The following is a 13,994-nucleotide window of genomic DNA, read 5'->3' on the forward strand; positions in this document are numbered from 1 at the left end:
CGGGGCCATTGCCGTACCCGAAGAAATAAGCCCGCGGCCGGCTGCATATCGTGGATACTTGGACAGTAACGGATCCAGTGATGAGCGAACGCGGGGGTGAATGTGCAGATCGAATCAGCATCCAATGATCTGGGCACATTAGACGAGCAGCAAGTGCAACGGATTCGACGCAAATCGATTTCGGTACTTGCGGCCGGACAAATCCTTGGTGGGTTAGGCGGCGGAGCCACCTTGACGCTGGGGTCCTTGCTGATCGTCAGCATCTCGGGTCTGGACTCACTGGCAGGCATGGCCGCCACGATGAATACGCTGGGCGCGGCGCTCATGGCAATTCCGCTGGCGTTGATGGCGCAGAAACACGGCCGACGGATATCCCTCTCGAGCGGTGCAATACTGGCGGCAAGCGGCATCGTGGTCATTATCGCCGCCGCATTCCTCGACTTCTGGCCGCTCTTGATGCTGGGCATGCTGATCCTTGGCACGGGTGCCGCAATGAATCTCCAATCGCGATTCGCCGCCACGGATCTTTCCACGAAGGCCACCCGTGGACGCGATCTTTCGGTAGTCGTCTGGTCAACGACCATCGGTGCGGTCATCGGTCCGAACCTCTTTGAGCCTGGCGAGGTGATTGCCCAGTACATCAACCTTCCGCCCTATACCGGCGGATTCCTGATCGCCATGTGCGCTCAGCTAGCCGGTGCACTGGTCTACTGGATTGGGCTCCGGCCCGACCCGCTGCGAATAGCACAGCGTCAGGCTTTGGGTCGGCCGGATTCCGGGCAGGTCCGCCGCCGTGGATGGCATATATTGCGTACGTCCGTAGCCGCGCGCCGGGCGGTACTCACCGTGGCCCTGTCGCATATGTATATGGTGTCGATGATGTCGATGACCCCGATTCATATGCAGCATCATGGCGCAACGCTCACCTTGATTGGTTTCACCATATCCATGCACGTGGCCGGCATGTACGCCCTGTCGCCGGTCTTCGGGTGGCTGACCGACAAATGCGGTTCACGGGTGATCATTCTGGCGGGGCAGGCGCTACTGATCTCCGCCAGCGTCTTGGTTTGGACCAACTCCGCAGATCATGTGGTTACCACCATGGCCTTGCTTTGTTTGGGCCTGGGCTGGTCCGCCGCAACGGTTGCGGGATCAACCATGATTTCCGGTGCCGTGGGAATCAACGAACGCCCGCAACTGCAAGGTACTTCAGATCTTTGCATGAGCTTGGCCGGGGTGATGGGCGGGCTCTGCGCCGGACCGATTCTAGCCGCCATCGGTTTCCAAGGACTGGCTCTAGTCCTCCTCGCCCTCGCGATGATCATGATCATGCTGAACATCAAGAGGTCCGCGCCGGAGGCTATCCATGAGTAGGAATTAGTGCGAAGGTGAAATTCACGGACACTTGCTGAAGGGATAGCTCGCATGGCACATAGAACTCGATGCATCATCGTTGGCGGTGGCCCGGCCGGCATGGTGGCCGGACTCCTCTTGGCGCGGAGCGGAGTCCCCGTGACGGTATTTGAGAAACATGGGGATTTTCTTCGTGACTTCCGTGGCGATACCATCCACCCATCCACGATGTTGCTGCTTGAGGAACTTGGATTGATGGAAGAGTTTGAAAAGATCGGCTACAGCAAGGTGTCCTGGGCGCAATTTCCCGCACGAGACGGGGCCCGCACCACGGTTCTCGACCTGTCCAAGCTCAACCATCCCTATCCGTTTATCGCGATGGCTCCACAGTGGGACTTCCTGGATCTATTGGCTCGTGCCGGTGAGTCCGAAGCGAATTTTGACCTGCGCATGAATTGCGACGTGACCGACGTGCTCACCATGGGAGAACGCATTGTGGGCGTACGTTATTCGGGGCCCGACGGAATCGGCGAAATGCACGCGCTGTTGACCATCGCGGCCGACGGAAGATGGTCGAAGATCCGCGATGCTGCGGGGATCGCCATTAAAGAGTTCGCCGTGCCAATTGACGTCTGGTGGTTCAAGATCCCCGGAGCATTGAATCTAAAGAATGTATTGTCTCCGGCCTTCACCAGGGACAGATCTTTCGTGCTTATTCCCAGGCACGGGTACGTTCAGACAGCGATGCTCTTGCCGAAGGGGAAAGACGCAGAGCTGCGTGCTCAAGGCACCGGGCCGTGGCACCGGGCGATTGTCGAGGCCGCTCCCGAACTTGAAGAAGGGGTCCCGGCGCTGACACTTCAGGACGCTAAATTACTGGATGTGAAACTCAACCGCGCGATACGGTGGTGGCGCCGCGGGCTGTTGTGCATCGGGGATTCGGCACATGCCATGAGCCCGGTTGGGGGAGTGGGCGTGAACCTGGCGGTTCAGGATGCAGTCGCGGCGGCTCGAATACTTGCCGAGCCGCTCAAAGCCGGAACGATTTCGGATCGGGATGTGGCCGCTGTCCAGAACCGGCGCATCCTCCCGACCATCGTGGTCCAGAGCACCCAGCGGCTGATGCACCTAGGATTGCGGCGGTTGATGAAAACAAGCAATGACGTGCTCTTGCCGGGACCTGTTGCGAGAATCTTGCGTACGTTTCCCAAGCTCACTTCGATTCCAGCCCGGCTTTTGGGGGTAGGAATCCTGCGCGAACGCCCGCCGGAAGCTGCAAAGCGAAATTCAGCGGAACGCTAGGACCCCTAGAAACACCAATGGTGCAGTACCATCCGAAACGGACGGTACTGCACCAAAAGTTTGGCAGTTGCTAAAGCTTAGCGAGCCTGGATGTTGGTTGCCTGTGGGCCCTTTGGACCGGCTTCCAGGGTGTACTCAACGTTCTGGCCCTCTTCGAGGCTACGGAAACCGAAGCTCTGGATTGCGGAGTAGTGTGCGAACACATCTGCCGATCCATCGGAAGGAGCGATGAAGCCGAAGCCCTTTTCAGCGTTGAACCATTTTACGGTGCCAGTAGCCATGTTTTTATTTCCTTATTTATTCATTGGCCACTACGTGACCTTGTTGCCGAGTCGAAATCCGAAACGGAAAATTAGTGGTTACCTCGAGCAGTACTATGTTGGGCGATTTCCATGCCGTCGGTATCAGCGATCGAATGCTGATTTTGCCGATACCGGCCAAAACGGAGGTCGCTACGCACGCTAAATGTCCTTGCGGTCCATAGACATGACTGTGGAATAATGGCCAGAGTCAGTGGAGTAGAATTTGGAAGCCGCATCGTGGAAACGCTGAGAAGCGCCTGGACGAGCTGTAAGCGGTGAAGAAGAGAAGATGAAAATTCGTTTCGATAGGAGTTCGCTAATTCCGAAGAATCGTTGAACCGATTTGCTGCACAGACGATTTGCTTGTCTTGCTACAAATCTAAACTGCTAACATTCGCTGGCGGATGACTCACACCTGCAAACGTCGAGGTAACAAATTAAGCGTACCATCATTTTTCGCCCTTGTCCTACAGCCGGCCTCTCATCGAGGGGTTGGCTGCAGGACAAGGGCACCCAGGGCTACATATCGGAGTACCAGTGATCGAATGGGTTGGCGGGTTCGTCTTCGTCTTCCAGGTCATCGTCTCCGTCAAAGGATCGGCGAATCGAATCGTCGCGGGCACCCCCTTGGAAGGCCGAAGATTCCCCGGGATAATCGGAGTTTTCGCCTAGCCGGACAAATAGTGGACCCGTTGGCAGGACTCCCTGCTCGTACATCTCGTGGTGCACGTGGTTGGTCATTTGCCGCCACGCTCCAGAATCAAATGCCCGGAAACCGTGTCCGGTGAAAGAAATTTGAAAATCAGGCAAATTAGTTTTCACTGCTCCTGGTGCAATCGAGGTTTCCGCGCTTGCCTCGATGCCTGCGTGCATTCTGAATAGCGTCCCCTCCTCCGGGGCGTCCATTGTCTCGATCCAGTACCAGATCTGGTCTTTGACTTCTTCGGCCTCGGCTTCTGGCAAGAGCTTCTCGGCCAGCGCCTTTGTTGCCTGCCTGAGATTCCCGACGCTTCTGGACGCGAGCGGTACCGAAATGCTGAGCAATGCCGAGCGGGGCCCATGCGTAAAGCCGGAGCCGTCAACGTGGGGCGGCATTGGACGGAGGCATCCGCTGAGCATTGGCGGTGGCACCCTGTCGCAAACGATGGTGTGCATCGCCGAATACATCTCGGCAAAACCTGAAAGCTCATCTTCTATGCCCAAGGTTGCTGCAAGCGCACCGTAGGTTTGCAGATCCTTGGTGATCCTGTCTCGCAGTGAGTCTTTCCTGTTTTCGAGGATCGCTTCGTACGAGTCGTCATCGACTTCGTCGATAATGATCCGCTTGATAGCAGCCAAGGGGAGTCCAAGATGCTGATGCTGGCGAATCTGCATCATGGTTTCAAACTGGGCCGAGCTGTACTTTCGGTACCCAGTGAACTGATCGACCCGAGCCGGATTGAGCAGGCCGAGCTTTTCATAGTGGTGAAGCGTCTTCACCGTCACGTTCATTAACGCGGCAAATTCTCCAATGCTGTACTCCATGTTGACATCGTATTGTCTGCCCTTAGGGGAGAGTTCAAGCCGAGAGTCACTTTCTTGCCAATTTTTTCTTGGCCGATTCCATAACTAGATCAGCATTGATGGCGGCGCCTGCCATAGTTCCGGCGGCGGTTGCCAAACCAATCATTGCCCCTAGGCTCGAGGCGTTGCCAGCTGCGAAAACTCCTGGCACGCTTGTGGCTCCCATCTCGTTGACCGAGATGAACTCGCCCATGGGGTTTTGGCTCAAGTGCCCGCCGAGCTGGAGGAACAGTGACGCGTTTGCTTTCATCTGGCTTGCCACCACTACGGCCTGAGCGTCCAGGGTGCTTCCGTTGTTCAAAGCCAAGGACTGCACCTGTCCTTCATCGCTGACGGCTATGTCGGTGACTTGCGCGTCGACGATTTCTATTTCCACTGCGGCGAGCAGTGCGCGGTTTTCTTTTGTCAGCGTTTGCTGCGCATGGTTAACGTAGGTGACAGCGTCGCTGAGCTGGCCAAAGAGCAGGGCCTGATGCGTGCTCATTTCACTGACACCTAAGATGGCGATGCGCTGATCGCGCACCTCCCATCCGTGGCAGTACGGGCAATGCAGGGCCGAGGTTCCCCAGGCTTTTTGCAGTCCTGGGATCTCGGGCAGGGTGTCGGTTAGTCCGGTTGCCAGGAGGATGCGTGCGGCCTGCCATTGCGAGGACTCGGTGGATACTGTGAATCCTTCTTCGAGCGAACCGCTCAGCGACTGAATGCGGGCGGACGCAAACTCGACTCCGTAGTCCCTTGCCTCCGTGCGGCCTAGCTCCAATAGCTCATGTGGGCTGATGCCTTCATGGCCAAGCACATTGTGCGCGTGCGCTGAGACGGCGTTGCGTGGTTTGCCTTCATCGACCACAAGGACTTTGCGCCGGGAACGGGCCAGCGCGATGGCTCCGGCTAGTCCTGCGTTGCCGCCTCCGATGATGATGGCGTCGTATTTTTCCATGATGCTCTCCTTCGCGGGGGTTTTGATTCACTATCCAAACTATCGATACATTGCATTGATCGTGTATGTTTTTGCGTATGACGCAAGAATTGGATTTAGACTCGGTCATTCGACAGCGCATTCGTGCCCTTCGCCAAGGCAAGGGGTGGTCCCTGGAGGCCCTTGCGAACCGGGCCGAACTCAGCGTTTCGACGCTGAGCCGGATCGAAACCGGCAACCGGAGGATCGCCCTGGACCAGCTGGTGCCGATCGCCAAGTCCCTGGGCACCACCTTGGACGAGCTGGTGGCTCCCGCCGACGGGAAAGGCGTGATCATCGGCCCCGAACCGATCGCTGTGCCGGGAATGACGATGTGGAAATTATCGGACGACGACGCGGTCAACGGGGTGGTGGTCACGAAGATCCGCTACGACCCGCAGCAGCAGGTGGTCCCAACGGAGGACAGGGTCCACCCGGGCAAGGAATGGTTCACCGTGCTCTCCGGCGAAGTGCAGCTCCGGCTCGGCGAACGAGTCTTTCACGTGAAAGCCGGGCAGGCGGCACAATTCGACACCATGACGCCGCACTCGATTCGTGCCCTCGGCGGTATCGCCGAGGTGCTGAGCATGATGGACAGCGCCGGCACCCGCGCGCACCATCACGACGGGCATTGAGTCTAAGCCGCATCGCGGACCAAGTTTGGCTAGGCTGTGATCAAGAACCATTTAGCTTGCAGATCGGGAGATCGATTCATGACACACCAGCTCGAAGAAGAACTGGACAAGATTCTTGCCAACGGCGACTTCTACTTTGAAGAGCTGGGAGAAGGGCACTATCGGTCTTCCTGGCATACCCAGGGAGCGTGGAATCCTCACGAACAGCATATGGCGCCGGCTTCGGGGATCTTGACGCATGCCTTGGAGAACTTCCAGCCTCGCGATGACATGCGCATCGCCCGGTTGAGCTTCGAAATTCACGGGCTGATCCACGCCGGTGAATTCGAGGTCACCACGCGGATGATTCGCCCAGGCCGAACCATCGAACTGATCGAAGCCGAAATGACGGCCAAGGGGCGCACCAGCATCGTCGCCAGAGCCTGGCGAGTGATCACCGCAGACTCAACCGCGGTTGCGGGAACTGAAGATGCCGAAGTACCGGGTCCCGAGGACAGCGAACCGCAGAACATTTCCGCGCAGTGGCCCGGTGGGTACATTCGTTCCATCGAATTCCGCGCCGCTCCCGGCCGCCGCCCGGGTAAGGGCATCGCCTGGTTGCGGACCCCTTATGCGCTGCTAGATGGTGTGCGGGCCTCGCGATTGGCAAGTTTGATCGGGCTGGTGGATACCGCGAATGGCGTGGTGCCCCGCGTCGAGCCCGGCGATGGCAGCTGGATGTTCCCGAACCTGGATCTGCAGATCCACATGTACCGTGCGCCCGAAGGAGAATGGCTCGGCCTCGAGGTGCAGCAGAGCTACGGCACCGACGGCATTGGCCTGACCTCCACCGTGCTGCACGATGCCAGCGGACCCTTTGGCCGCGCCGAACAGATACTGACCGTGCGTCAGCTCTGATCTTGGATAGCCGCTAATTCGGCCAATAGCTTCTTCAGCTGCGCCTTGGGCATGATGGTGAAGCCCTTGGCACGGTAGGTTTCGCGATCTGCACCGTGGGCGCGGAACAGCGCATAGCCGCGCTTGACCAAAAACAGCACCGGCTTGCGGCGCTCGGATACGTCGCGGATGAAGCGGCGGACCGTGGTCAGCAGCGCTGGTTCGTCCACATAGTAGGCCTGAACATTGATTCCCTCGGCGCGCAATGGTTCCAGCACCTCGGAGAGGAAAATTCCTTCGGCGATAATCGGCCCGCCGGTTCCATGCACTTCGCGATGCCCGCTGTAGCTGGAGGTAGCGATCGAATAATTCGGTACCTGCGTGCGGCCTTGGCGCAGCAGCTCATCGACCGCGTTCAGGGCAGCGTGCTGATTCCATGTATGCGGATGGTCCCAATCGATTTCGCCGTATCCGGTGCGCGGGAACGACTCTGGGTGCCCGTCTTCGCTGATCTGCCGGTAGAACTCGTCCAGCGGAAGGTGCGGATTGCCGAAACGGTTGGCAAGGTATGACTTGCCAGAACCGGATGGACCGCCGAGCAGGATCACTGGGGTGGAAGAATTAGGCACCAGATTATTATCACGCAGAACCTCGCGGAACCCGAATTCTGAGCCTCTCATCACAGCCCCCGAGGGATCTTTTGAGGCATGGTGAACCGGCGTACGAAGCGGACTGAATTAGACTCTGAACATGACCCTTTGGAATCCCGAATCGAGCGCGCCGCTGTCCTACCAGTTTGAGGAAGCCAGCGGGGATCCCGAAGCTGACTTGGAACGCGGGGTTCAGCTGCTACGCGAGGTGCAGGCCGGTACGCGCGGCCCGCTGCTGCGTTTCTATCGGCCGGATCCAACGCTGGCCTTTGGCCAACGCGACGTCCGCCTGCCCGGGTTTCAGCGTGCGGCCGAGGCGGCCGAGGCGCGCGGCTTTGCCCCCTTGGTGCGCAAGGCCGGGGGACGGGCAGCGGCCTATCACCGCGGCACGTTGATCGTGGATCATATCGAACCGCATGCCGAAGCGATTATCGGACAGCAGCAACGCTTTAAGGTTTTTGCCGACCTCTACGCCCGAGCCTTCCGCCGGCTCAAGATTGACGCGCACGTGGGGCCGATCCCGGGCGAATACTGCCCCGGGGACTACTCGGTCCACGGGCTGCCCACCGCTGGGTCACGCAGCGAGGTCCCGGTAAAACTTATCGGTACCGCGCAACGGGTGATCTCCGGGGCCTGGCTGTTCAGCAGCGTCTTTGTCATCGAGGATTCCGCCCCGCTGCGTGCGGTGCTCGACACCGTGTACCGGGCGATGGAAATCCCCATGGAGCCCTCCACCGTGGGCGCCGGCGACGATCTGGTCTCCTCGGTCACCGTCGAAAGCTTTATCGAGGCATTGCTCGCCGTCTACCGGGAGCACACCGAATTGCTGGAATCCTAGCCGCCAAGGGAGCGGAGCAACAAGTGAAGCCCGGCGCTTTTTCCCAAGAGGGAAAAGCGCCGGGCTTCGAATGTTCAGTGCGGTCTACCGCAGGGCTTTAGACGCCGACGCGCTCGACGACTTCTTCGATGCGCGGGTTGGTGGCCGCAGTGCCATCGGGGAAGATCAGAGTCGGCACGGTCTGGTTGCCGCCGTTGAAGGACTCCACGATCTCGGCGGTGCCTTCGACATCTTCGATATTTACCTCCGTGTACGCCACGCCCTTCTGATCCATCAGCCGCTTGAGGTTGCGGCAGTAGCCGCACCAGCTGGTGGTGAACATGGTGACCCCGCCCGCAGCAGGAACATACTTCTCAAGATTTAATTCGTTGCTCATACCTCATGCAACCACGTGAGCTATCGATTTGTTCCACATTTCGCCCGCGGACCAGAAGAATTCTATGACGCACTAGTTGTCCGCACCGAAGCGCCGGGCGCGGACTACACTGGTGCCCACCGGATAGGTTCGAAGAGAGGCGAAAATCATGTGCGGACGCTACGTCATGGCCAAGGCGATCGGCGACCTCGTCGCGGAGGCCGAAGCCGAGGCGGATGACAACCTCCAGCTGCGCCACTCATGGAACGTCGCCCCCACCACGGATGTGCCGATCGTGCTCGAGCGGCTGATCGACGATGCCCTGCACCGCCAGGTCCACGTGGCCCGGTGGGGACTGGTTCCCGGCTGGGCCAAGGAACTCTCGGTGGGGGTGCGCGCCTTCAATGCCCGCAGCGAGACCGCGGCCAGCAAACCGACCTTCCGGGCGGCGGTCAAAAAGCGTCGCGCAGCCGTCCCGATGCAGGGGTACTACGAGTGGAAGAAGGAAGGCAGCAAGAAGCGGCCATTCTTTGTGCACCGCGAGGATGGGAAATTGATGTTCTTCGCCGGACTCTACGAATGGTGGAAGGACGAAAACGGGGACTGGATTCTCTCCACCTCGATCCTCACCATGGATTCACCCTCCGCCGAGGAACCCGGGGTGCTCGGCGAGCTTGCCGGGCTGCATGACCGGCTGCCGATCCCGCTGGACCCGGAGATGCTTTCCCGCTGGCTGAACCCGAGCGAAGCCGACGGCGAGGGGCTGATCGAAGAGGTCCGCGCTCAGGCCTACGATGTGGCCTCCACCTGGAGCCTGTACGAGGTGGACCCCGCGGTAGGCAACGTGCGCAACGATTCGGCAGAGCTCATCGAAGAGCACAAGTCGCTGTTCTAGCCCTGGCCCCGCCGCGCGGCACGCCGACCGAGCGACAGCCCGGCACCGGCACCCAGCATCGCGAAGCCGAACCCCAAGGCGAACTTTCCGAAAATCGCTGCGGCGCTCGCCGAGATCTGCCCATGGAGCTCGGCGGTGCTCAGCGGAGCGTAGGCGAACCAGCCAAAGGTTTTCACCTGGACGCTATCCCACCACAGCAGGCCACCGCCGGCGAGCAGCAGCAGCACACCGAGGCCGAGCGGGATCCAGGGTGCCATCCGGCCGAGCAGGGTGCCCCGGGAGAGCAGAAAGCCGCAGCCCACTCCGCAACCGGCGAGCCCGAGGCCAAGCAGCAGCTGTCCCAGCAGCATGGTGGGGCTGGGCCCGAAGTAAAACGTATCCTCGCGCAACGACACATAGGACCCGGAATAGATCGTCACCATCTGCTGGCCGTCCCACCAGAGCAGCGCGCCGCCCGCGAGCAGCAGGAGAATTCCGAGGCCGAAGGATAGCGCGGGGATCTTGCGCGGTGTCGGAGCTGTAGATTCTGGCATGGGAACCATCTTTCCACGTCCAGCCATTTACCGCTTGTCTCTGGAGTTAAAAACTGCCGGCCAGCTTGGAAGCTGGCCGGCAGTCAAGGAAGGCTGCGTGGTTTAGTGCCCGCGCGCGATCCATTCTTCAAGATTCGGCGCCTCGGCGCCGATGGTGGTGGCATCTCCGTGGCCGGTGTGCACCACGGTCTGCTCGGGCAAGACGAACAGCTTGCTGCGGATCGACTCGATAATCGTCTCGAAGCTGGAGTAGCTGCGCCCGGTAGCCCCCGGACCGCCGTGGAACAGCGTGTCGCCGCTGAACAGCACCCCCAGGTCTTCCGCGTAGAAGCAGGTGGAACCCGGGGAGTGGCCCGGGGTATGCAGCGCGGTCAGCGTCGTTTCACCGATGGTGAAGGTATCGCCCTCCTGGATTTCGGCATCGACCTTGCGCTCGGGATAAACGTTCTCCCAGAGCATCGTATCGGCCGGGTTCAGGTACAGCGGCGCCTCGACCGCATCGGAGAATTCGACCGCGGCGCGGATGTGGTCGTCGTGCCCGTGGGTGAGCAAGACGGCCATCACCTCGCGGTCGCCAACCTGCTCGAGGATCTTCTCCACGTCATGCGCCGGGTCGATGACCATGACCTCGGACTCATTGCCGATGATCCAGACGTTGTTATCGACCTCCCAGGTGCCGCCGTCCAGGGAGAAGGTGCCCGAGGTGACGACGTTCTCGATCTGCGCGCTCATTAAAGCTCCACCACCGAACGCAGCACGGTGCCTTCGTGCATCTTGTCGAAGGCCGCCTCGATCTCGTCCAGCTTGATGCGCTCGGTGACGAAGGCATCCAGATCCAACCGGCCCTGCTTGTACTGCTCAACGAGCATCGGGAAGTCGCGCGAAGGCAGGCAGTCGCCGTACCAGGAGGACTTCAGCGAGCCGCCGTGGCCGAAGACGTCCAGCAGCGGCAGTTCCAGCTTCATCTCCGGGGTCGGCACCCCGACCAGCACCACGCGGCCGGCAAGGTCGCGGGCGTAGAAGGCCTGCTTGTAGGTTTCCGGGCGGCCCACCGCGTCGATGACCACGTCGGCGCCGAAGCCGCCGGTCAGTTCCTTGATCGCTTCGATCGGATCGACCTTCGAGGAATCGACGGTGTGGGTGGCGCCGAGCTGCGTGGCGGTCTCCAGCTTCGTCGGGTTCAAATCCACGGCGATGATGGTGGTCGCTCCGGCCAGCTTGGCGCCGGCGATCGCCGCCACGCCCACGCCGCCGCAGCCGATAACCGCTACGGACTCGCCGCGCTTGACCTCACCGGTGTTCATGGCCGCACCGATGCCGGCCATCACGCCGCAGCCGAGCAGGCCCACGGCGGCGGCGTCTGCGTCCTCGTCCACCTTGGTGCACTGCCCGGCGGCGACCAGGGTCTTCTGGGCGAAGGACCCGATGCCCAGCGCGGGGGAAAGCTCGGTGCCGTCCTCCAAAGTCATCTTCTGGGTGGCGTTCGCGGTATTGAAGCAGTACTGCGCCTGCCCCTTGGCGCAGGCGCGGCACTGGCCGCAGACCGCACGCCAGTTCAGGATTACCCGGTCGCCTACGACCACATTGGTGACGTTCTCACCGATCTGGCTGACTACCGCGGTGGACTCGTGGCCCAGCAGGTACGGGTAGTCGTTGCCGATGCCGCCGAGCTTGTAGTGCAGATCGGTGTGGCAGACGCCGGCGGTCAGTACATCGACGATGACCTCTCCGGGTCCCGGGTCCGGAACGATGATATCGACGACCTCTACCGGGGCGTCTTTGGCGCGGGAAATAACGGCTTTGACCTTATGCGGCATGGATTTGCTCCTGAGTTTAATTGTTCGTGTGTCTTGATGCTATCGGTGTGCTCCAAGCTAATCGAGTATTCGGGACACAGTGACGTGAGAAGTTTCGCGCGCGGCGTAGTCGGGGGCACCGACCGCGCTGCGCTCGGCCATGGCCATGCGGCGGATCAGGCCGTAATGAGGAGCAGAAGTGACCCGGCCGCGGAGCCTGCTGCACGCAGCACATTAACCCGGTGCCAGCGGGGCCGATAGCGCGCCCACGGTAGCGTTGCGCGCTGCAGGGCACGGTTCAAGGGAACACTGAGGAAGATGGTGAGCAGGGCGCCGGACAGCACCAGTGCCGAGCCCAGTGCAGGGACCAGGAGGCCTTGCGCTAAGGCGTATGCGGTGTAGCCGAGACTGCCGACGAGGCTAAGGAAAAATAAGCTGAGAAACGCGGGCCGTTCGGCGTGCTGGTTCACCGAGATCATGAAGTCTCCGGCTGCCGAATCCTGGACCGAGGCCAAGGCCGGGAGGACCGTCAGCGCGAAGGCGGCATAAAAACCTGCAACAATCCCGGAGCTGGTAATAGTTGTTATGAGCAATGTGGCCGCTAGCCATTCGGGGATCATGCCACCGCCCCTGGCCGGGGTGTGAGAGCTGAGAAGGGAGCCGTTTTCCTGTGCATGGTACTCATTCAAGCGCACGGATCGCAGATGCAGAATGTTTGAAACTCGACAAAACATGCGTCATCGTCCAATCTGAGGGAGTGACCGCTCAACATCCCTTTCCTGCGGGGCCGCGTGCCCGTGACGGCTTCATCCTGCGCATGAGCATGGCAGGGAACTGGCAAGTCGAAGTCCAAGATCGCTGCGCGTTGACAATCCTGGCGGTGCGTACCGGATCTTGCGCGGTGCAGCGAGGCGAAGCAACGATCCAAGCTGAACCGGGAAACCTAGTGGTCATTCACGGGACGGCGCCTTATCGGGTGCTTGCGGACAGCACGCAGCCGCGTGCCGCCGCCGTTGAAACATACCTCATTGGACCAGGCCAGCAATGCCTCGGCCCTGCGGCGCAGCCGGTCACTGAGACGCTGCGCCACGGCGTCCGCTCGTGGGGTAACGCCCGCGACGGGGCGGACCAATTGCTGGTCTGCACCTTCACCACAACCAGTGCGATTACCGACCTGATCTGCGAGGGGCGAGCGCTACGCCTGATAGATGATGCAGCGCTCTGGAATTGGGTTGAGCTGCTGCACCTTGAAGCCGAGCGGCAAGGACCTGTGCAGCCGTTGGTCTTGGATCGGCTTTTGGATATCCTCGCGCTCCAAGTGCTGCAGCAAATGCCGGGGGCCGGCATGGTCCCAGGTGCAAAACCGGGGATTTCAGCCGCGGTGGGGGCAATGTGGTCCGCTCCGGCGGAGCCCTGGAGTGTGGCACTGCTCGCCGGGATCGCTGCCATGTCCCGTTCGGCCTTTTCTGCGGCGTTTCATGAAGCCATGGGAATGCCACCGGTTGGATACCTCACCCGGTTGCGTCTGGCGCTGGCCTGGGATGCCCTGCAGAACACCAATTCTCCATTGGGGCAGATAGCCGGTGAGGTCGGCTATTCCTCCGCTTTTGCCCTGAGCGCTGCCATTCGTCGAGTCTATTCGGCAAGTCCCTCTGAAATTCGGATGCTCCGAAGGAACGGTTGAACCCTCCGCCGGCTCAACCGTTCCTCACGCTGTGCAACGTCAAGGTACGCCACTTGGCGGCGTGAGCCACGGGCCAACGAACGTGGAGTTCCATCCCGGTCGGCCGGGTCTCATTTTTAGGTAATAGGCCAGCGGCCGCAAATGGGTTCGGTCCGGTAGCCAACTTCGTCTCAGAGCTTTCCTTGCCCTTGATTTGCGTGCTTCAGGGCGCGGACCCGCGTAGCGCCAGAGCCCTAGGCATGGACGGGGCTGTGATT

General features: G+C 60.5%; 16 protein-coding genes. 7 read left to right on the forward strand and 9 right to left on the reverse strand.

The features are described 5' to 3' along the window. The first annotated feature begins 102 nt into the window (after positions 1 to 102). Together CQ015_RS00205 and CQ015_RS00210 are read left to right on the forward strand one after the other, a co-directional pair. Positions 103 to 1,374, forward strand: coding sequence for an MFS transporter (locus CQ015_RS00205; RefSeq protein WP_105649255.1), 1,272 nt, complete (start codon positions 103 to 105; stop codon positions 1,372 to 1,374). 51 nt (positions 1,375 to 1,425) lie between these two features. Then, a complete protein-coding gene (locus CQ015_RS00210) occupies positions 1,426 to 2,655 on the forward strand; it encodes an FAD-dependent oxidoreductase (protein WP_105649084.1) in 1,230 nt (409 codons plus the stop codon). 77 nt (positions 2,656 to 2,732) lie between these two features. Here the strand turns inward: CQ015_RS00210 and CQ015_RS00215 are convergent, their stop codons facing one another. From CQ015_RS00215 to CQ015_RS00225, 3 genes are all read right to left on the reverse strand, one after another. After that, on the reverse strand, positions 2,733 to 2,936 hold the full coding sequence (locus CQ015_RS00215; RefSeq protein WP_096254701.1) for a cold-shock protein: 204 nt from the start codon (positions 2,934 to 2,936) through the stop codon (positions 2,733 to 2,735). A gap of 540 nt (positions 2,937 to 3,476) precedes the next feature. Next, positions 3,477 to 4,481 (reverse strand): helix-turn-helix domain-containing protein, encoded by a 1,005-nt coding sequence (locus CQ015_RS00220; protein ID WP_105649085.1) that lies wholly within the window; start codon positions 4,479 to 4,481, stop codon positions 3,477 to 3,479. Between the two features lie 46 nt (positions 4,482 to 4,527). Continuing rightward, the gene (locus CQ015_RS00225) at positions 4,528 to 5,457 is read right to left on the reverse strand and encodes an NAD(P)/FAD-dependent oxidoreductase (RefSeq protein ID WP_105649086.1); all 930 of its coding nucleotides are present in this window, start codon (positions 5,455 to 5,457) and stop codon (positions 4,528 to 4,530) included. A 77-nt stretch (positions 5,458 to 5,534) separates the two neighbouring features. Between CQ015_RS00225 and CQ015_RS00230 the strand changes: the two genes are divergently transcribed. Further along, a complete protein-coding gene (locus CQ015_RS00230; RefSeq protein WP_105569013.1) occupies positions 5,535 to 6,110 on the forward strand; it encodes a helix-turn-helix domain-containing protein in 576 nt (191 codons plus the stop codon). A 78-nt stretch (positions 6,111 to 6,188) separates the two neighbouring features. Beyond that, positions 6,189 to 7,007, forward strand: coding sequence for a thioesterase family protein (locus CQ015_RS00235; RefSeq protein ID WP_105649087.1), 819 nt, complete (start codon positions 6,189 to 6,191; stop codon positions 7,005 to 7,007). Here the strand turns inward: CQ015_RS00235 and CQ015_RS00240 are convergent. Then, positions 6,998 to 7,615 carry a uridine kinase gene (locus CQ015_RS00240; protein WP_258133848.1) on the reverse strand — a complete coding sequence of 206 codons (618 nt, stop codon included), beginning with the start codon at positions 7,613 to 7,615 and terminating at the stop codon, positions 6,998 to 7,000. The two genes, CQ015_RS00235 and CQ015_RS00240, sit on opposite strands and share 10 nt — an antisense overlap. A 121-nt stretch (positions 7,616 to 7,736) precedes the next feature. Between CQ015_RS00240 and CQ015_RS00245 the strand changes: the two genes are divergently transcribed. After that, positions 7,737 to 8,474 carry a lipoate--protein ligase family protein gene (locus CQ015_RS00245; protein ID WP_258133849.1) on the forward strand — a complete coding sequence of 246 codons (738 nt, stop codon included), beginning with the start codon at positions 7,737 to 7,739 and terminating at the stop codon, positions 8,472 to 8,474. Between the two features lie 97 nt (positions 8,475 to 8,571). Here the strand turns inward: CQ015_RS00245 and CQ015_RS00250 are convergent, their stop codons facing one another. Beyond that, complete coding sequence (locus CQ015_RS00250; protein ID WP_105569015.1) at positions 8,572 to 8,850, reverse strand: glutaredoxin domain-containing protein; 279 nt, start codon at positions 8,848 to 8,850, stop codon at positions 8,572 to 8,574. A 148-nt stretch (positions 8,851 to 8,998) separates the two neighbouring features. Between CQ015_RS00250 and CQ015_RS00255 the strand changes: the two genes are divergently transcribed. Then, positions 8,999 to 9,724 carry an SOS response-associated peptidase gene (locus tag CQ015_RS00255; RefSeq protein WP_105569016.1) on the forward strand — a complete coding sequence of 242 codons (726 nt, stop codon included), beginning with the start codon at positions 8,999 to 9,001 and terminating at the stop codon, positions 9,722 to 9,724. Here CQ015_RS00255 and CQ015_RS00260 read toward each other — a convergent pair. From CQ015_RS00260 to CQ015_RS00275, 4 genes are all read right to left on the reverse strand, one after another. Further along, positions 9,721 to 10,257 (reverse strand): hypothetical protein, encoded by a 537-nt coding sequence (locus CQ015_RS00260; protein ID WP_105649088.1) that lies wholly within the window; start codon positions 10,255 to 10,257, stop codon positions 9,721 to 9,723. The genes CQ015_RS00255 and CQ015_RS00260 overlap by 4 nt on opposite strands. A 102-nt stretch (positions 10,258 to 10,359) precedes the next feature. After that, positions 10,360 to 10,989 carry an MBL fold metallo-hydrolase gene (locus tag CQ015_RS00265; protein ID WP_105649089.1) on the reverse strand — a complete coding sequence of 210 codons (630 nt, stop codon included), beginning with the start codon at positions 10,987 to 10,989 and terminating at the stop codon, positions 10,360 to 10,362. Continuing rightward, a complete protein-coding gene (locus CQ015_RS00270) occupies positions 10,989 to 12,074 on the reverse strand; it encodes an S-(hydroxymethyl)mycothiol dehydrogenase (protein ID WP_105552193.1) in 1,086 nt (361 codons plus the stop codon). Before CQ015_RS00270 ends, CQ015_RS00265 begins: the two co-directional genes overlap by 1 nt. Positions 12,075 to 12,229: 155 nt before the next feature. After that, positions 12,230 to 12,673 carry a DUF1772 domain-containing protein gene (locus CQ015_RS00275; RefSeq protein ID WP_105569019.1) on the reverse strand — a complete coding sequence of 148 codons (444 nt, stop codon included), beginning with the start codon at positions 12,671 to 12,673 and terminating at the stop codon, positions 12,230 to 12,232. A gap of 137 nt (positions 12,674 to 12,810) precedes the next feature. On the opposite strand from CQ015_RS00275, the gene CQ015_RS00280 reads away from it, so the two are divergent. Then, complete coding sequence (locus CQ015_RS00280) at positions 12,811 to 13,737, forward strand: AraC family transcriptional regulator (protein ID WP_105649090.1); 927 nt, start codon at positions 12,811 to 12,813, stop codon at positions 13,735 to 13,737. The last annotated feature ends 257 nt before the right edge of the window (positions 13,738 to 13,994 follow it).

Origin of the sequence: Arthrobacter sp. MYb221, assembly GCF_002979835.1 — a bacterium.
Lineage (GTDB): Bacteria > Actinomycetota > Actinomycetes > Actinomycetales > Micrococcaceae > Glutamicibacter.

Excerpts from the sequence above, each read along its gene's own strand:
- CQ015_RS00210 (WP_105649084.1), top strand. The coding sequence starts at position 1,426 with ATGGCACATAGAACTCGATGCATCATCGTTGGCGGTGGCCCGGCCGGC.
- CQ015_RS00215 (WP_096254701.1), bottom strand. The coding sequence starts at position 2,936 with ATGGCTACTGGCACCGTAAAATGGTTCAACGCTGAAAAGGGCTTCGGC.
- CQ015_RS00220 (WP_105649085.1), bottom strand. The coding sequence starts at position 4,481 with ATGGAGTACAGCATTGGAGAATTTGCCGCGTTAATGAACGTGACGGTG.
- CQ015_RS00225 (WP_105649086.1), bottom strand. The coding sequence starts at position 5,457 with ATGGAAAAATACGACGCCATCATCATCGGAGGCGGCAACGCAGGACTA.
- CQ015_RS00230 (WP_105569013.1), top strand. The coding sequence starts at position 5,535 with ATGACGCAAGAATTGGATTTAGACTCGGTCATTCGACAGCGCATTCGT.
- CQ015_RS00235 (WP_105649087.1), top strand. The coding sequence starts at position 6,189 with ATGACACACCAGCTCGAAGAAGAACTGGACAAGATTCTTGCCAACGGC.
- CQ015_RS00245 (WP_258133849.1), top strand. The coding sequence starts at position 7,737 with ATGACCCTTTGGAATCCCGAATCGAGCGCGCCGCTGTCCTACCAGTTT.
- CQ015_RS00250 (WP_105569015.1), bottom strand. The coding sequence starts at position 8,850 with ATGAGCAACGAATTAAATCTTGAGAAGTATGTTCCTGCTGCGGGCGGG.
- CQ015_RS00255 (WP_105569016.1), top strand. The coding sequence starts at position 8,999 with ATGTGCGGACGCTACGTCATGGCCAAGGCGATCGGCGACCTCGTCGCG.
- CQ015_RS00260 (WP_105649088.1), bottom strand. The coding sequence starts at position 10,257 with ATGCCAGAATCTACAGCTCCGACACCGCGCAAGATCCCCGCGCTATCC.
- CQ015_RS00265 (WP_105649089.1), bottom strand. The coding sequence starts at position 10,989 with ATGAGCGCGCAGATCGAGAACGTCGTCACCTCGGGCACCTTCTCCCTG.
- CQ015_RS00270 (WP_105552193.1), bottom strand. The coding sequence starts at position 12,074 with ATGCCGCATAAGGTCAAAGCCGTTATTTCCCGCGCCAAAGACGCCCCG.
- CQ015_RS00275 (WP_105569019.1), bottom strand. The coding sequence starts at position 12,673 with ATGATCCCCGAATGGCTAGCGGCCACATTGCTCATAACAACTATTACC.